The 16,292-nt window shown below is 72.1% G+C and carries 11 protein-coding genes; 3 read left to right on the top strand and 8 right to left on the bottom strand.

Annotation, left to right across the window (positions count from 1 at the left end):
* Nucleotides 1-105 precede the first annotated feature (105 nt).
* Entirely contained in the window at nt 106-3,843 is a 3,738-nt protein-coding gene (locus MHO01S_RS10905; protein WP_061782294.1) for a methionine synthase, read from the bottom strand.
* An 88-nt stretch (nt 3,844-3,931) separates the two neighbouring features.
* Between MHO01S_RS10905 and MHO01S_RS10900 the strand changes: the two genes are divergently transcribed.
* Nucleotides 3,932-4,909, top strand: coding sequence for an o-succinylbenzoate synthase (locus tag MHO01S_RS10900; RefSeq protein WP_061782293.1), 978 nt, complete (start codon nt 3,932-3,934; stop codon nt 4,907-4,909).
* A 37-nt stretch (nt 4,910-4,946) separates the two neighbouring features.
* On the opposite strand, the gene MHO01S_RS10895 is transcribed toward MHO01S_RS10900, so the two are convergent.
* Complete coding sequence (locus MHO01S_RS10895) at nt 4,947-5,615, bottom strand: TetR/AcrR family transcriptional regulator (RefSeq protein WP_060958878.1); 669 nt, start codon at nt 5,613-5,615, stop codon at nt 4,947-4,949.
* Nucleotides 5,616-5,785: 170 nt separating this feature from the next.
* Here MHO01S_RS10895 and MHO01S_RS10890 point away from each other — a divergent pair, with 170 nt between their 5' ends.
* Both MHO01S_RS10890 and MHO01S_RS10885 read left to right on the top strand, forming a co-directional pair.
* Nucleotides 5,786-8,659, top strand: a complete 2,874-nt coding sequence (locus MHO01S_RS10890) for an MMPL family transporter (RefSeq protein ID WP_061782292.1) — start codon at nt 5,786-5,788, stop codon at nt 8,657-8,659.
* The gene (locus MHO01S_RS10885) at nt 8,656-10,629 is read left to right on the top strand and encodes a YhgE/Pip family protein (RefSeq protein ID WP_061782291.1); all 1,974 of its coding nucleotides are present in this window, start codon (nt 8,656-8,658) and stop codon (nt 10,627-10,629) included. Before MHO01S_RS10890 ends, MHO01S_RS10885 begins: the two co-directional genes overlap by 4 nt.
* A 46-nt stretch (nt 10,630-10,675) precedes the next feature.
* Here MHO01S_RS10885 and ccsB read toward each other — a convergent pair whose 3' ends face one another.
* From ccsB to MHO01S_RS10855, 6 genes are read right to left on the bottom strand one after another with little or no spacing between them, the layout of a single operon-like run.
* A complete protein-coding gene (gene ccsB / locus MHO01S_RS10880; protein WP_060961076.1) occupies nt 10,676-11,746 on the bottom strand; it encodes a c-type cytochrome biogenesis protein CcsB in 1,071 nt (356 codons plus the stop codon).
* A 5-nt stretch (nt 11,747-11,751) separates the two neighbouring features.
* Nucleotides 11,752-13,506, bottom strand: coding sequence for a cytochrome c biogenesis protein ResB (gene resB / locus MHO01S_RS10875; RefSeq protein WP_061782290.1), 1,755 nt, complete (start codon nt 13,504-13,506; stop codon nt 11,752-11,754).
* Complete coding sequence (locus MHO01S_RS10870; RefSeq protein ID WP_082808075.1) at nt 13,487-14,236, bottom strand: cytochrome c biogenesis CcdA family protein; 750 nt, start codon at nt 14,234-14,236, stop codon at nt 13,487-13,489. Before MHO01S_RS10870 ends, resB begins: the two co-directional genes overlap by 20 nt.
* Nucleotides 14,233-14,844: a TlpA family protein disulfide reductase gene (locus MHO01S_RS10865; protein WP_060961074.1), complete on the bottom strand. Its 612-nt coding sequence runs from the start codon at nt 14,842-14,844 to the stop codon at nt 14,233-14,235. The genes MHO01S_RS10870 and MHO01S_RS10865 overlap by 4 nt, the downstream gene beginning before the upstream one ends.
* Entirely contained in the window at nt 14,841-15,470 is a 630-nt protein-coding gene (locus tag MHO01S_RS10860) for a histidine phosphatase family protein (protein WP_060961073.1), read from the bottom strand. The genes MHO01S_RS10865 and MHO01S_RS10860 overlap by 4 nt, the downstream gene beginning before the upstream one ends.
* 60 nt (nt 15,471-15,530) lie before the next feature.
* A complete protein-coding gene (locus MHO01S_RS10855; RefSeq protein ID WP_060961072.1) occupies nt 15,531-16,187 on the bottom strand; it encodes a DedA family protein in 657 nt (218 codons plus the stop codon).
* Nucleotides 16,188-16,292 lie beyond the last annotated feature (105 nt).

Below are 16,292 nucleotides of genomic sequence, written 5' to 3'. Positions count from 1 at the left end.
GGCGTGTCGCCCGGCATCCCTTGCAGTTCGGCCCCGGCGCCGAGACACCCGGAACCCGCACCCGCCCCACCCGCACCCGCCCCACCCGCGGATGCCGCGACCGGCTCAGACCGAGAAGTACTTCGCCTCGGGGTGGTGGAACACGAACGCGTCGGTCGACTGCTCGGGATGCAGCTGCAGCTCCTCGCTCAGCTCGACGCCCATGCGCTCCGGACGCAGCAGCTCGACGACCTTGCGGCGGTCCTCCATGTCGGGGCAGGCCGGGTAGCCGAGCGAGAACCGCGCGCCGCGGTATTCGAGCTTGAACAGTCCCGCGGTGTCGGCGGGGTCTTCCCCGGCGAAGCCGAGCTCGGCGCGGATGCGCGCGTGCCAGAACTCGGCGAGCGCCTCGGTGAGCTGCATGACCAGCCCGTTCAGCTCGTAGTAGTCGCGGTAGCGGTCCTCGGCGAACATCTTCGCGGTGACGGCGTCGATGGCCGCCCCCGCCGTGACCAGCTGCACGGGCAGCACATCGACCTGCCCCGACGCGCGGGAGCGCACGAAGTCGGCGAGGTTCAGGTGGCGGTCGCGCCGCTGCCGCGGGAAGTGGAAGCGCAGCCGGTCGCTGCCGAGGGCGCCGCCCGATCCGCCGTCCGGCGCCAGCAGCCCGGCCGGCCCGAGCAGACCGGTCGGGTCGTCGCCGTGGTGCAGCACGACGAGGTCATCGCCCTCGGAGACGACCGGGAAGTACCCGTAGGCCACCGACGCGTCGAGCATGCGCTCGGCGAGGATGCGGTCGAGCCAGTACCGCAGCCGCGGACGACCCTCCGTGTCGACCAGCTGCTGGTACGACAGCCCGTCCTCCCCGCGCCCGGGCTTGAGCCCCCACTGCCCCATGAACGTCGCGCGTTCGTCGAGGAAGGCCGCGTAGTCGGCGAGCGCGATGCCGCGGACGATGCGCGTGCCCCAGAACGGCGGCGCGGGCACGGGGTTGTCGGATGCCACGTCCGACCGGGCCGGCATGGCCTCGGGCTCGGTGAGGGTCAGGCGCGACCCCGCGGCGTGGATGCGCTTCTTCAGCGGCGGCAGGCCGACGGCATCCGGAGCCTCGCCGCGCGCGATCCGCACGAGCGGCTCCATGAGCGCGAGCCCCTCGAACGCGTCCTTGGCGTAGCGGACCTCGCCGTCGAAGAGCTCCGCGAGATCCTGTTCGACGTACGCGCGGGTCAGCGCCGCACCGCCGAGGATCACCGGCCACCGCGTGCCGAGCCCTCGCGCCGAGAGCTCCTGCAGGTTCTCCTTCATCACCACCGTCGACTTGACGAGCAGGCCGCTCATGCCGATGACGTCGGCGCCGTGCTCCTCGGCGGCGGCGATGATGTCGGCGATCGGCTGCTTGATGCCGAGGTTGATCACCGTGTAGCCGTTGTTGGTGAGGATGATGTCGACGAGGTTCTTGCCGATGTCGTGCACGTCGCCGCGCACCGTCGCGAGCACGATCGTTCCCTTGCCGGCCTCGTCGGTCTTCTCCATGTGCGGCTCGAGCAGCGCAACCGCGGTCTTCATGACCTCGGCGGACTGCAGCACGAACGGCAGCTGCATCTGGCCCGACCCGAACCGCTCGCCGACGACCTTCATGCCCTCCAGCAGGTGGTCGTTGATGATCTGCAGCGGGCTGAGCGGCGCGGCATCCGCATCGCCGGCGCGCGCCAGGTCGAGGTCGGCCTCGAGACCCTTCAGCTCGCCGTCGATGATCCGGCGCTCCAGCCGCTCGCCCACAGGAAGCGCGGCCAGCTCGGCGGCGCGCTGGTCGCGCAGCGCCGCCGTGTCGACCCCGGCGAACAGGTCGAGCATCGTCGCCAGCGGGTCGTAGGTGAGGGTGCCGTCGGCATCCCATTCGCGCCGGTCCCAGACGAGGTCGAGCGCGACCTTCCGCTGCTCGTCGGGGAGGGATGCCAGGGGCACGATCTTCGCGGCGTCGATGATGCCGCTCGTCAGCCCCGCCTGCGTCGCCTCGTGCAGGAACACGGAGTTGAGCACCGACCGGGCGGCCGGGTTGAGCCCGAACGAGACGTTGGAGACGCCGAGCGTCGTGTTGATGCCCGGGTATTTCGCGACCAGCCCGCGGATCGCCTCGATGGTCTCGATCGCGTCGCGGCGGGTCTCCTCCTGGCCCGTCGCGATCGGGAAGGTGAGGCAGTCGACGATGATGTCCTCGACCCGCATGCCCCACGCCCCGACGAGCTCGTCGACGAGCCGCGACGCGATGCGCAGCTTGTCCTCGGCGGTGCGCGCCTGACCCTGCTCGTCGATCGTGAGGGCGATGACGGCGGTGCCGTGCTCCTTGACGAGCGGCATGATGCGCCCGAAGCGGGATGCCGCGCCGTCGCCGTCCTCGTAGTTGACGGAGTTCACGACGGGACGGCCGCCGATCAGCTCCAGCCCCGCCTGGATGACGGCCGGCTCGGTCGAGTCGATCACGAGAGGAAGAGTGGATGCCGAGGCGAACCGCGACACCACCTCGCGGATGTCGTCGACGCCGTCGCGGCCGACGTAGTCGACGCACACGTCGAGCAGGTGCGCGCCGACGCGGATCTGCCCGCGGGCGATCTCGACGCAGTCGTCCCACCGGCCCTCCAGCATCGCCTCGCGGAACGCCTTCGACCCGTTCGCGTTGGTGCGCTCCCCGATCGCGAGGTAGCTGGCATCCTGCCGGAACGGCACGTGCTGATACAGCGAGGCGACCCCCGGCTCGCGGTCGACCGCGAGGGGCGCCGCGCCGACAAGCGTGGTGCGCGAGCGCGAGGCCAGCGAGGTGTACTCCGTCGCCGCGTCCCCCGGCAGCCCGTCGACGATCCGACGGGAGGTCACCGAGAGGGACCCCACCCGCTCCACCACCGCGGCGAGATGCTCGGGCGTCGTGCCGCAGCATCCGCCGATGAGACCCAGGCCGAACTCGCGCACGAACTGCTCGTGCGCCGTGGCGAGCTCCGCGGGCGTCAGCGGGTAGTGCGCACCATCGGCGGTCAGCACCGGCAGCCCCGCGTTGGGCATGCAGGCGATCGTCACGGAGGAGTGCTTCGACAGGTGGCGCAGGTGCTCGCTCATCTCGGCCGGACCGGTCGCGCAGTTCAGGCCGATGGCGTCGACGCCCAGCGGCTCCAGCGCCGTGAGCGCCGCCCCGATCTCCGAGCCCATCAGCATGGTGCCGGTCGTCTCGACGGTGACCTCGACGAAGATCGGCAGCCGGATGCCGCGGGCCACGATCGCCTGCTTGCAGCCGTTGATCGCGGCCTTGGTCTGCAGCAGGTCCTGGCTCGTCTCGACCAGGAACGCATCCGCGCCGCCGTCGATGAGCCCCTCGGCCTGAAGGGCGAACGTCTCCTTCAGATGCGCATAGGTGGTGTGGCCGAGGCTCGGCAGCTTCGTGCCGGGCCCCATCGAGCCGAGCACCCAGCGCATCCGCTCGTCGACCGCTTCCGCCGCCTCCGCGCGCTCGCGGGCGATCCGCGCCCCGGCGGCCGCGAGCTCCGTGATGCGGTCGTCGATGCCGTAATCCGACAGGTTCGACCAGTTCGCCCCGAACGTGTTCGTCTCCACGGCGTCCACGCCGACCGCGAAGTAGGCGTCGTGGATGTCGGCGACCACGTCGGGTCGCGTCACGTTCAGGATCTCGTTGCAGCCCTCGAGGCCGGCGAAGTCGGTGTCGATCCGCAGGTCATGACGCTGCAGCATCGTGCCCATCGCCCCGTCGGCGATGACGACCCGCTCGGCGAGGGCGTCCAGCAGCGCCTGCGCCCGGGCGGGGCGCGGCACACCGTCGATGTCGAGCGCGAAGCGGGCGGCGGCGAGGGAGGCGGTCACCGCCCGATTCTACGGGCGTCGCCGCCGCAGACGGCGGGCCGCGACGCAGGGTCCCCGCGGCGGCGGCCTCCCGAGGCAGGATGGAGCCATGACCGTCCCCGCACTCGGCGAGCTGCTCGCCACGGCGCACGTGGTATCGCTGCCCCTCGTCACCCGCTTCCGCGGCGTCGACCACCGCGAGGCGGTGCTGATGGAGGGCCCCGAGGGCTGGACCGAGTTCTCGCCGTTTCTCGAGTACGACGACGCGGAGGCCGCCGTCTGGCTCGCCGCGGCGATCGACTTCGGATGGCGCCGCCAGCCCGATCCGCGGCGCGACACCGTCCGCGTCAACGCCACCGTCCCCGCCGTCCGGGCCGACGAGGTGGCCGGGGTGCTGGCCCGCTTCGACGGGTGCCGCACCGCGAAGGTTAAGGTCGCCGAGCGCGGCCAGACGCTCGTCGACGACGTCGCGCGGGTGCGTGCCGTGCGCGCCGCGATGGGCCCGGAGGGGCGGGTGCGCCTCGACGCCAACGGCGGGTGGAACGTCGACGAGGCCGAGCATGCGGTGCACGCGCTCGCCGAGTTCGACCTCGAATACCTGGAACAGCCCTGCACCGGGGTGGAGGAGCTCGCCCAGCTGCGTGCGCGCATCGCCGACTGGGACATCCCGATCGCCGCCGACGAGTCGGTGCGCAAGGCGTCCGACCCGGTCGCCGTCGCGCGCGCCGGCGCGGCCGACCTGCTCGTCGTGAAGGCGCAGCCCCTCGGCGGGGTCGCCGCGGCGCTGGCGATCGTCGAGGAGGCGGGCCTTCCGGCGGTCGTCTCGAGCGCTCTCGACACGAGCATCGGCCTGTCGATGGGCACGACCCTCGCCGCGGCCCTGCCCGATCTGCCCTACGACTGCGGCCTCGGCACGGCCTCGCTGCTCGCGGCGGATGTCACGGCGCGGCCGCTGCGTCCCTCCGGCGGGATGCTGCCCGTGGGGCGGGTCGTCCCGGATGCCGCCGCGCTCGCCCGGCACGCGGCGACGCCCGATCGGCGCGCGTGGTGGCTCGACCGCCTGGAGCGGTGCGCCGCGCTGCTGTGACCGCGGCGGATCGCGTCGGGGGTCGACCCCGCGGCGGTCAGCGGTCGGCGTAGCGGAAGGCCCGCTCCCCACCGGCGGCGACCAGCGCCGGGATCAGGGCGTCGAGGCGTCCGCGCAGCGCAGCGGTGACCCCGTCGTCCTCGATGCCCTGCAGCATCGCCGTCGTGCAGGTCTCGTTCGCGACGTCGAGGAGGATGCGCGCCGCCTCCGCCACCGACAGACGCAGGGTCAGCCCGTAGGTCGCGATGATGTGCTCGAGGAAGCCTTCGATGCGGTCGAGCATGCGCCGCTGCAGGGTGAGGAAGGCCTCGGCGAGTCGCGGGTCGCGAAGCGCCTGCACGCGGATCTCCGTCATGAGCTGCGGATCCATGCCCTCGCCGAACGGCGCTCCCAGCTGGCCCACGAGCTCGGAGACGTCGACGGGACCGTCGGGCGAGAGGCGGTGGACCCGGCTGGCGACCGCGTCGAGCTTCGCGTCGGACAGGCGGGTCACGAGCGCGAGGAAGAGCTCGTCCTTCGACTCGAAGTTCGAGTAGAACGCCCCGCGGGTGAACCCCGCGCGCTCGCAGATCGCCTCGACCGACGCGGCATCCATGCCCACCTCGGCGAACACGTCGTGCGCCGCGTCGAGAAGGCGCGCCCGGGTCTGCTCGCGGCGCTGGCTGGGCGGGCGACTGCCGTCGGCGCGTTCGGCGATGTCCGTCACGGTGCCCTCCCTTCGTCGGCGGGATGCGGCGCTCGGCGCCGGTCCTCAGTTTCACATCGAGTGCTCAGGATTGCGAGAACCCCGGCTCTTAGGATACATCTGTGTATCGGATACAGCGGTGTATCGAATCCCTGTCCGCCCCCACCCCGATCGTCTGAACCGGAGCACCTGTGTCCACTCTGCTTTACTCGCTGGGCCGCTGGTCCTACCGCCACTCGTGGCGGGTCCTCGTGTCGTGGCTCCTGCTGCTGGGCGTGGTGGGCGGCGCGGTCGGCGTCGGCGTCGCGACCGGCGCCGTGAAGGGCTTCGACAACTCCTTCTCGATCCCCGGCACCGAGGGTCAGGAGGGCCTCGAGCTGCTCAACCGCACGTTCCCCCAGGCGAGCGGGACGAGCGCGCAGTACATCGTCGTCGCGGCTGCGGGCGACCGCGTCGACGAGAAGCCGTACTCCGACGAGATCGCCTCGGCGGTCTCCGAGCTCGGCTCGCTCGACGGTGTGCTCGCCGTGACCGACCCGTTCAGCGAGAACGTCGACGGCATGGTCAGCGGCGACGGTCAGGCCGCCCTCATCCGCCTGCAGTTCCAGGGCACCGCGACCGACGTGCCGGCCGCGACGAAGACCACGCTCGAAGACCTGTCCACCTCGCTCGACGCCGCCCTGCCGGCCGGTTCGACCGTGGTGGTCGGCGGCGACCTGTTCTCCACTTCGCTGCCCGCCCTGTCGATCATCGAGGCCATCGGCGTGCTCATCGCCCTGTTCGTGCTGATCGTCACCTTCCGCTCGCTCGCCGTCGCCTGGTTCCCGCTGGTGAGCGCCCTCATCGGCGTCGGCCTGTCGGTCGTGCTGATCTTCGCCTCCACGGCGTTCGCGACCGTGTCCTCGACGACGCCGATGCTCGCCATCATGCTGGGGCTCGCGGTCGGCATCGACTACGCGCTGTTCATCGTGGCGCGACATCAGGATCAGGTGCGCGCCGGTGTCGACCCCGAGGAGTCCGCGGCCCGCGCGACGGGGACGGCCGGCTCGGCGGTCATGTTCGCGGGCATCACGGTGCTCATCGCGCTGGTCGGCCTCGGCTTCGCCGGCATCCCCTTCCTCACGACGATGGGCCTGGCCGCCGCGGGCGCCGTGGCGGTGGCCGTCGTCGTCGCGATCACCCTCACCCCGGCGCTGCTGGGCTTCGCGAAGGGCCGCGTCGTGGGCTGGAGCCGCGTCCTGGGTCGCGGCATCCGCGTCGGTCGCCGTCGCCGCCCGGCGCGCGCGCAGGCGGATGCCGCCGGTGCGGCGCCCGTCACGAAGACGAACCCGTGGGTCGCCCTCGTGACGCGCCATCCCGTCGTCAGCACGCTCGCGGTGATCCTGACGCTCGGCGTCATCGCGATCCCGGCCTCCAGCCTGCAGCTCGCGCTGCCCAACGCCGGCATGCAGCCGACGTCCAGCGAGGCCCGCCAGGCGTACGACCTGACGGCGGAGCATTTCGGCCCCGGTGCGAACGGGCCGCTGATCCTCACCGGCACCATCGTCACCTCGACCGACCCGCTCACGCTCATGGCCGATCTCAAGGCGGATGTCGAGAAGATCCCCGGCGTCGAGCGCGTGGCCCTCTCGACCCCCAATGAGACGGCGGACACGGGGCTGGTGCAGATCGTCCCGACCACCGCCCCCGACGCGCCGCAGACCGCCGAGCTCGTCCGCGAGCTGCGCGCCCACCACGACGAGTGGCTCCAGAAGTACGGCATCGACCTGAAGGTGACCGGTTTCACGGCGATCGCGATCGACATCTCCGATCGCCTCGGCGCCGCACTGCTGCCGTTCGGCCTGTTCGTCGTGGGCCTGTCGTTCGTGCTCCTGATGATCGTGTTCCGCTCGATCTGGGTGCCGCTGAAGGCGACGCTGGGCTACCTGCTGTCGATCCTCGCGGCGTTCGGCGCCGTCGCGGCGGTGTTCGAGTGGGGCTGGCTCGCCGACGCCCTGCACGTGACGCGCACCGGGCCGGTGATCAGCTTCATGCCGATCATCCTCATGGGTGTGCTGTTCGGCCTCGCGATGGACTACGAGGTCTTCCTCGTCTCGCGCATGCGCGAGGACTTCGTCCACGCGCGCCGCGACCGCGGCGGGCGCGCCGACCGGGCCATGGCGGTCGACGCCGTGCGCAGCGGCTTCACGGCCTCGGCGCGCGTCGTCACCGCGGCGGCCGTCATCATGTTCGCGGTCTTCGCGGCGTTCATCCCCGAGGGCGACACCTCGATCAAACCGATCGCGTTGGGACTGGCCGTCGGCATCGCCGTCGACGCCTTCCTCGTGCGGATGACGCTCGGCCCGGCCATCATGACGCTCCTCGGCGACAAGGCCTGGTGGATGCCGCGATGGCTCGACCGTGTGCTCCCGCACTTCGACATCGAGGGCGAGGCCGTCGAGCGCGAGCTCGCGCTCACCGCATGGCCGGAGCCCGGCTACGACGGCGCGCTGGCCGCCGACGACCTGACCGTCCGCGTCGACGGCGGGGCCGGTGTCGGCGAGGTCATGCTCTTCCGCGCGTCGACGATCCGTCTCGAGCAGGGCGGCACCCTGCTGGCGACGGCGGCCGACCCGCGCGCCGGACGCGCCTTCGTCCTCGCCGTCGCCGGCCGCGTCGACCCGAGCGAGGGGCGCCTGCGCGTCGCTGGGCACCTCCTGCCCGGCCGCGGGGCGTGGGTGCGCGCCCACGTGGGCGTCGCCCTCCTCGACGGCGCCGCCGCTCCGCTCACGGAGCTGCGGCGAGCGCTCGCGGGCGGGACGACCATCGTCGCCATCGACGGCCTGGACACGCTCACGGGCGCCGACCGCGATCAGGCCGCCGCCCTGCTGCGCGACGCCCAGGAGCGCGCCGCCGCGCGCATCTCCCGCGGCGGCGCACACGCCCGCCCGCTCACCCTCATCGCGTCGGCACGTCGCGAGGGCCCCGCCCTCGACGTGCTCGCCGACGCTCATCGCCAGAGCGTGACCGCCCTGGCCCTCACCACCGGTACCGCCGACTCTCCCACGCAGGTGATCTCCGCATGACTCTCCCCCTCGAACGCGCTCGTTCCCGCCGCCCCGTGACCTGGCTCACGGTGCTCGGCGTCCTCCTGCTGCCCGTGCTGATCGGCGGTATCCTCCTCACGGCGCTCTACAACCCGACCGAGCGCCTCGGCAACGTCCGCGCGGCGATCGTGAACAACGACGAGCCCGTCACGATCAACGGCCAGACCGCACCGCTCGGGCGGCAGCTGACCGCCGGCCTCGTAGAGGGCTCGTCGGACGTGCCGAGCAACCTCGACTGGGTGATCTCGAACACCGACGACGCCGCCTCCGGTCTCGCCGACGGCACCTACGACGCCGTGATCACGATCCCGCAGAACTTCTCGGCGGCCGCGACCTCGACCGCGCCCGGCAAGACGCCGGAGAAGGCGACCATCCAGGTGCAGACCGCCCCCGACGGCCGCGTCGTCGACGGCGCCATCACGGCGACGATCACCCAGACCGCGGCATCCGTGTTCGGCAGCGCCGTCTCGCAGCAGTACCTCACCAACGTGCTCATGGGCTTCACGACGCTTCACGACCAGCTCGGTGAGGCCGCCGACGGCGCCGACCAGCTCGCCAGCGGCGCCCAGCAGGCGGCGACGGGCGCCGCGCAGCTCCCGGACGGGGCGACGGCACTCGCCTCCGGAGCGGGCCAGCTCGGCTCGGGCGCGAGCGACCTGTCGAGCGGGCTGGCGACGCTCGCGACCGGTGCGCGCGACTCGTCCGCGGGAGCGGGACAGCTCGCCGGCGGGCTGAACCAGCTGTCGGCGCAGGTCACCTCGACGCAGCCGAACACGCTCGGCGGCACGGTGTCGACGACGGCGCAGTACGCGTCGGCGGCGGCGGCCTCGACGCAGAGCCTGGCGACGCAGTACCAGAAGCTCCTCGCCGACAACAACTGCGTTCCGCCCGCGACGCCGACGACGCCCGAACAGGGTGCGGTCTGCGTCGCTCTGGGATCGATGGCCGACGGCGTGAAGGCGTCCGCCACGAACGCCGGGTACGCCGCGGGATACGCGAACGGTCTGAAGGACCAGGCGCTGCCCGAGACGGCCGCGGGAATCGCCCAGCTGACCGGTGGAGCCCAGGGGCTGCAGTCCGGTCTCGGCCAGCTCGCCGACGGCATCGACCAGGCGGCCACCGGCGCGACCGGGCTGTCGACGGGTGCCTCCCAGCTGGCGGACGGGGCCACGCAGCTCGCCGACGGCGCGACCCAGCTCAGCACCGGCGTGACCCAGCTCGCCTCGGGCTCCAGCTCGCTGGCGCAGGGCCTGGACTCGGCCGTCTCGCAGATCCCGACGTACTCGCAGCAGCAGGCCGACGCCACCGCCGAGGTGGTGGCGAACCCCGTGAGCGCCGACGGCATCGGCACGAACCTCTTCGGCGCGTCGGCGATCCCGCTGCTGGCGATGCTCGCGCTCTGGTTCGGCGGTCTGGGCTCGTTCATCGCGCTCCAGGCGGTGCCGCGCCACGCGCTGAGCTCGCGCCGCCCGTCGGTGCTGCTGGCGTTGCGCAGCCTCGCTCCGGCCGCCGCCATCGGCGCGGCACAGGGCCTGCTGGTCGCGGGTGTCGCCCAGATCGCGGCGAACTACGACGCGGGCACCTGGTTCGCCTTCGCGGGTCTCGCCGTCGTCGCCGGCATCTCGTTCGCCGCCGTCAACCAGGCGCTGGTCGCGGTGTTCGGAGGCGCCGGCCGGTGGATCTCGACGCTCGTGGGCGTGCTCGCGGTGGCGACCGGGATCGTGTCGACGATCCCGGGCATCCTCGCCTCGATCGCCGGCGTCATGCCCACCTCGCCCGCCTACACCGCGCTGCTCGCGGCGACCACGTCGGCCGGCGGAGCGGCGGCCGGGCTGACGGCCATGATCGCGTGGGCGGTGCTGGCGTTCATCGCGAGCACCATCGCCGTAACGCGGCGCCGCACGGCGAGCGCCCGCGCGCTGCTCGCGGCATCCCCCGCCCTGGCCTGACCGCTGCGGACGGCCCGCGCGGCAGCGGGACGCCGCCGACCGCGGGTCAGTTCAGGCCGCTGTAGACGTGCAGGCCCTTGAAGAACATGTTGACGATCGTGAAGTTGAACATGACCGCCGCGAAGCCGATGATCGACAGCCAGGCCGAGCGCGTGCCCCGCCACCCGCGGGTCGCGCGCGCGTGGATGTAGCCCGCGTAGAGCACCCAGATGACGAACGTCCAGACTTCCTTCGTGTCGAAGCCCCAGTAGCGACCCCACGCGTCGTTGGCCCAGATGGAGCCGGCGATGAGGGTGAAGGTCCAGAAGATGAAGCCGATGATCGTGAAGCGGTACGCGAGCGATTCGAGCACGTCGGCCGACGGCAACGTCCGCAGGAAGCGCGGACCGCGGCGGCGCGTCGTGCTCTCCTCTCCCGCGGCGGCGATGGCGGCGATGGCGAGGCGCTCGCGGCGGGCCTGCATGAGCTGCAGCACCGAGAGGGCGAACGCGAGGGCGAACAGGGCCGTCGACAGCGACGCGACGAAGACGTGGATGACGAGCCACACGCTCTTCAGCGGATCGGACAGCGGCACGACCGCGGTGTAGAACCAGAGGACCGTGCCGCCCAGCAGCACGACGACGAGGCCGGTGATGAAGGTGCCGAGGAAGCGCAGGTCGTACTTGAACAGCACGACCAGGTAGACGGCCATGATCAGCATCGTCCCGGTGAGCGCGAACTCGTACATGTTCGACCAGGGCACCCGGCTGGCGGCGATGCCCCGCAGCACGTCGCCGGCGACGTGGAACAGGAAGCCGAGCACCGTCAGCGACGTGCCGATGCGCGCCCACAGGTAGCGCGTGCGGCGGGCGAGCGGCGCCTCCAGCTCCGCCTTGGCCGCCTGCTGCTGCGCCCGCATCTCGTCGAGCGGGCTCGCGAGCGACGTGGCTGCCGTGGCCGACACCGCCGCGGCGGCACCGACGAGCACCCGCTCCCGGGCGGCATCCTTCTGCTGGATGGCGAGGTCGGACCGGCGCCCGAGGTCGATCGCGTAGGCGATGAACGCGAGCGCGTAGATCGCGACCGCGGTCCACACCAGGAGCCGGGAGATTTCGTCGAGGGAGAGGCCGTCGGGCATGACGATCAGTCTACGTCGGCGGTCTGCGCAGCGGTCCGGTCGGATGCCGCGGCGCCGGCGGTTCCCGCGGCATCCATGGCGGCACCGTGCTCGCGCACGAGGTCGGCGACGGCCGCCGCGATCGCGGGGTCCTCGCCGCGCGCGAGGCCGGCGTACTCCAGGTGCACGACGTCGCCGTCGGCGGTCGCCTTCACCCACATGCGCCGACGCGGGACGAACAGCGCGGCGAGCAGCCCGGCGAGGGCGACGATCGCGAAGCCCAGCACCCACGGCGCACCGACGTCGCGGTGGATGGAGAGGGAGACGTAGCGCTTCACCTGCTCGGCGGCCCCGCTGGCCTTGGCGTCCTCGAACGTGATCGTGCCCAGACCGTCGGGCAGGTCCACCGTCTGCCCCGGCGCGAGCTCGAGGGAGGGGACGTCGATGCTGCGGCCCGTGAGCTGCGTCATGCCGCTGACGTCCAGTGCGTAGACGTTGCGCGGGGTGCCGTCGTCGATGCCGAGGTCGCCCGTGTAGACGTCGAGGGTCAGCACCGGATTGGCTAGGGCCGGGTACCAGGATGTCAATGCACCGGAGTGCAGCTTGGCCGCGGTGGGATAGAAGAAGCCGACCAGGCCCACCTGCTGCGCGAGCCCATCGGGCACCTTCACGACACCCAGCGAGGTCATGGTGGCGCCCTGCGGCAGGAACTCGACGTCTTCGCGCAGCACGACATCGCCCGCGGGGTTTCGCACCGTGATGGTCGGCGCGTAGCCGTTGCCCATGAGGTACACGCGGTCGCCCGCCATGTCGACCGGATGGTTGACGCGCACGGTCTGCTGCTGCGCATCGTGCCCCGGCTCGCGCGTGGTCAGGTTCGCCGCGAAGTCGCCCGCCTGCCCCTGCCCGGCCTCGCCGACCGGGACGTACGTGACATCGAAGCTGTCGAGGGTCAGCGAGTAGGGCGGGAGCGCGTTCGTGTCGACGAAGCGTCCGGGGTTGAAGGAGGTGTAGCCCAGGCCCAGGGAGTTGACGAAGCTGTCGCCCTCGACGATCACGGTCTGGCCCGTGTAGGTGAGACCGCCGCCGACGCCCACGGAGATCAGCACGCCGACGAGCGCGGCGTGGAAGACGAGGTTGCCGGTCTCGCGGGCGTAGCCGCGCTCCGCCGAGACGGATGCCGTGGCGGGACGCTTGCCCGTCGCGGGCGTGTCGTACCGCTCGACGCGGTACCCCGCTTTGCGCAGCTGCGCCTGCGCGAGCTCGACGGCGGCCTCGGCGTAGGCCGCGGCGTCCGCGCCCGCGGGCACGACACGGTCGATCTCCGCGTGGTCGTCGAGGCGCGAGAGCCGTACCGGCGTGCGGGGCGGACGCGCGCGCAGCGCGTTGAAGTGGTGCTTGGTACGCGGGATGACGCACCCGATCAGCGAGATGAACAGCAGGATGTAGATCGCCGAGAACCACACCGACGAGTAGACGTCGAACAGCTGCAGCGTGTCGAGGACGGGGAACAGGTCGGGATTGTCCGTCTTGTACTGCAGCACGCCGTTGGGGTCGGCGGAGCGCTGCGGCACGATCGAGCCGGGGATCGCCGCGATCGCGAGCAGCAGCAGCAGCACGAGCGCGGTGCGCATGCTGGTGAGCTGGCGCCACCCCCAGCGCAGCCAGCCGACCACGCCCAGCCGCGGCTGGGCGATCCCGGTGGCGGGCGCCTCGGCATCCGCGTGGTCGTCCGGACGCAGCGGATCGCTGCCCGCGCGCTCAGAGCGGGAGTTCGACACCGCCGATCACCCCCGTCAACTGCGACATCGCCGCGGTCCAGAGCCCGGTCACCATCAGCAGACCGAGCACGATCAGAAGCAGGCCGCCGATGACGTTGACCGTGCGGATGTGGCGGCGCAGGAACGCGACCGACCGCGTGGCCCAGCCGAACCCGACGGCCAGCAGCAGGAACGGGATGCCGAGGCCCAGCGAGTACGCGACGGCCAGCAGAACGGCCCGCAGCGGATCGGCCTGCGTCAGCGAGATCGAGAGGATCGCGGCGTAGGTGGGGCCGATGCAGGGCGCCCAGCCGATGCCCATCGCGACCCCCAGCAGCGGCGCACCGGCGAGGCCGAGGCCGCTGCGCACCTGCGGCTTGAGCGTCCGCTGGGCGAAGCCGAACAGCCCGAGGAACACGAGCCCCATGACGATGACGACCACGCCGAGGATGCGCGTCAGCAGCTCTCCGTACTGGATGAAGAAGCGGCCGGCGGTGCCCGCCAGCACACCCATCGCGACGAAGACGACGGTGAAGCCCGCGATGAACAGGAGCACGCCGATCAGCAGCCGTCCGCGGCCGGCGCGCACCGTGCGCCCGCGCGCCGCGGCGGCGCCGGACGCCCCGCCGAGGAAGCCGAGGTAGCCGGGGACGAGCGGCAGCACGCAGGGCGAGAGGAAGGAGACGAGACCGGCGAGCATGGCGATCGGGATCGCGAGCCACAGCGCCCCGCTGAAGACGACCTCGGTCACGAGGTCTCCGACAACGCGTCGTTGACGATCGTCTTGAGGATCGACTCGCTCTCGACGCGACCGACGAAGCGCGCCGCGACGCGGCCCTGCTTGTCGAGCACCAGCGTGATGGGCACCGACTGCAGCGGCGTCCACGAGGCGAAGGCGAGCTTGAGGTCGGCGTCGTCCTTCGCGAGCAGCGACGGGTAGCTGATGCCGTACGTCTGCTCGAACGCGGTCGCCGCCTCCGGCCCGTCGTAGATGTTGACGCCCAGGAAGGCCGCGCCGGCAGGCTCGACCGACTGGAAGGTGTTCTCGAGGGTGGGCGCCTCGGCCCGGCACGGACCGCAGCCGGCGTACCAGAAGTTCAGCACGAGGACCCTGCCCGCGTAGTCGGCGCTGGTGACCGTGGAGCCGTCGACGGCCGTCCCGGTGAACGCGACGGCGGACGTGCGGTCCTCCGGCGCGATCTCCTGCACGCTGCCGTCGCCGGAGATGTACCCCTTGCCGTCGCCCTGCTTGTACTGGTTGGCCAGGTCGTCGTTGGCTCCGCTGCACCCCGCCAGACCGACGGCGAGCGCCAGGGCCACCAGGGATGCCGCGAGCTTCGCGGTCGTCGAGCGCCTCATACCGCCCCCACGTCCACGGCGCGCGATGTCGACGCCGGCTCGGCGTAGGCCACCTCGCGCCAGCCTGCGCCGTCGCGCTCGAAGCTCGTCACGCTGGACAGCGCACAGCGGCGCTTGCGCGGATCGTGACGGAGCGCCTCGCCGGCCACCGCGAGGTGCGTCACCCAGATCGGCAGCTGGTGCGACACGATGACGACATCGCCGCCGTCGGCGTCGTTCCACGCCTCCGTCATCGCGGCATCCATGCGGGCGACGACCTCGGCGTAGGGCTCACCCCAGCTGGGCACGGCGGGGCGGGCGAGGTGACGCCAGTTGAGCGGGTTCAGCACGGCGCGCTTCATGCGCTTGCCCTCGAAGACGTTGGTCGGCTCGATGACGCGCTCGTCGATGATCGGATCGAGGTCGAACAGCTCCGCGATCGGCTCGGCGGACTCGCGCGTGCGCTGCAGCGGCGAGGCGTACAGCGCCGTGACGGGACGACCGAGAGCGGACAGGTGCGCGGCGGCGCTGCGCGCCATCTCGCGCCCGTCGGCGCTCAACCGGAAGTTCGGGAGGCGACCGTACAGCACGCGGCCCGGGTTGTGGACCTCGCCATGGCGCACGAGGTGGAGGCGATCGGCGGGCACACCTTCAGTCTACGCGGGCCTCATCTGTGGCCGGGCTGGGAACGGAGCCCGCGGCGGCGCTCAGGCGGGATCGCGATCCGCGGTCCGTCCGCGCAGCTGGCGCACGCGGTTCACCGTGAACCAGACGAGGGCCGCGGCGGCGACGCCGATGACGGCGTACTGCAGCACCCCGGCGTACTCCTCGACGACGTGCCACTGGTCGCCCAGGAGATAGCCGGACAGCACGAACACGGCGTTCCAGAGGAACGACCCGGCGAGGGTCAGCAGTCCGAAGCGCCACAGCGGCATCCGTGTCACGCCCGCGGGGATCGAGATGAGGCTCCGGAAGATCGGGAGCATGCGCCCGAAGAACACCGCCTTGCCGCCGTGGCGCTCGAACCACGCGACCGTGCGGTCGACGTCGTCGACCTTCAGCAACGGCATCCGTCGTACGAGCGCACGCAGCCGGGCGATACCGAGCCACGCGCCGAGGCCGTAGAGCGCGAAGGCGCCCGCGACCGAGCCGGCGGTCGTCCACAGCAGCGCCTCGACGAGCGTGAACGATCCGCGTGCCGCGGCCAGTCCCGCCATCGGGAGGATGACCTCGCTCGGCAGCGGCGGGAAGAGGTTCTCGAGCGCGATCGCGATGCCCGCGCCGGGGGCCCCGATGAGGTTCATGAGGCCGACGACCGCATCGACGAGCGCGGTGAGCCACGAGCCGTCGGATGCCATCGCCATGGCGTCGACGGTACCCACCGCAGGTGACCGGAACCTGGGCGGATGCCGGGTGCGGCGCGTTTCGACTCGGCGCTGCGCGCCTCGCTCAACGACCGGGCCCGCCCC

The organism is Microbacterium hominis NBRC 15708 (assembly GCF_001592125.1).
In the GTDB taxonomy this organism is placed as follows: Bacteria; Actinomycetota; Actinomycetes; order Actinomycetales; family Microbacteriaceae; genus Microbacterium; species Microbacterium hominis.
Note: the sequence above shows the minus strand (reverse complement) of the source record. Positions and strands in the feature narration are given on the sequence as shown.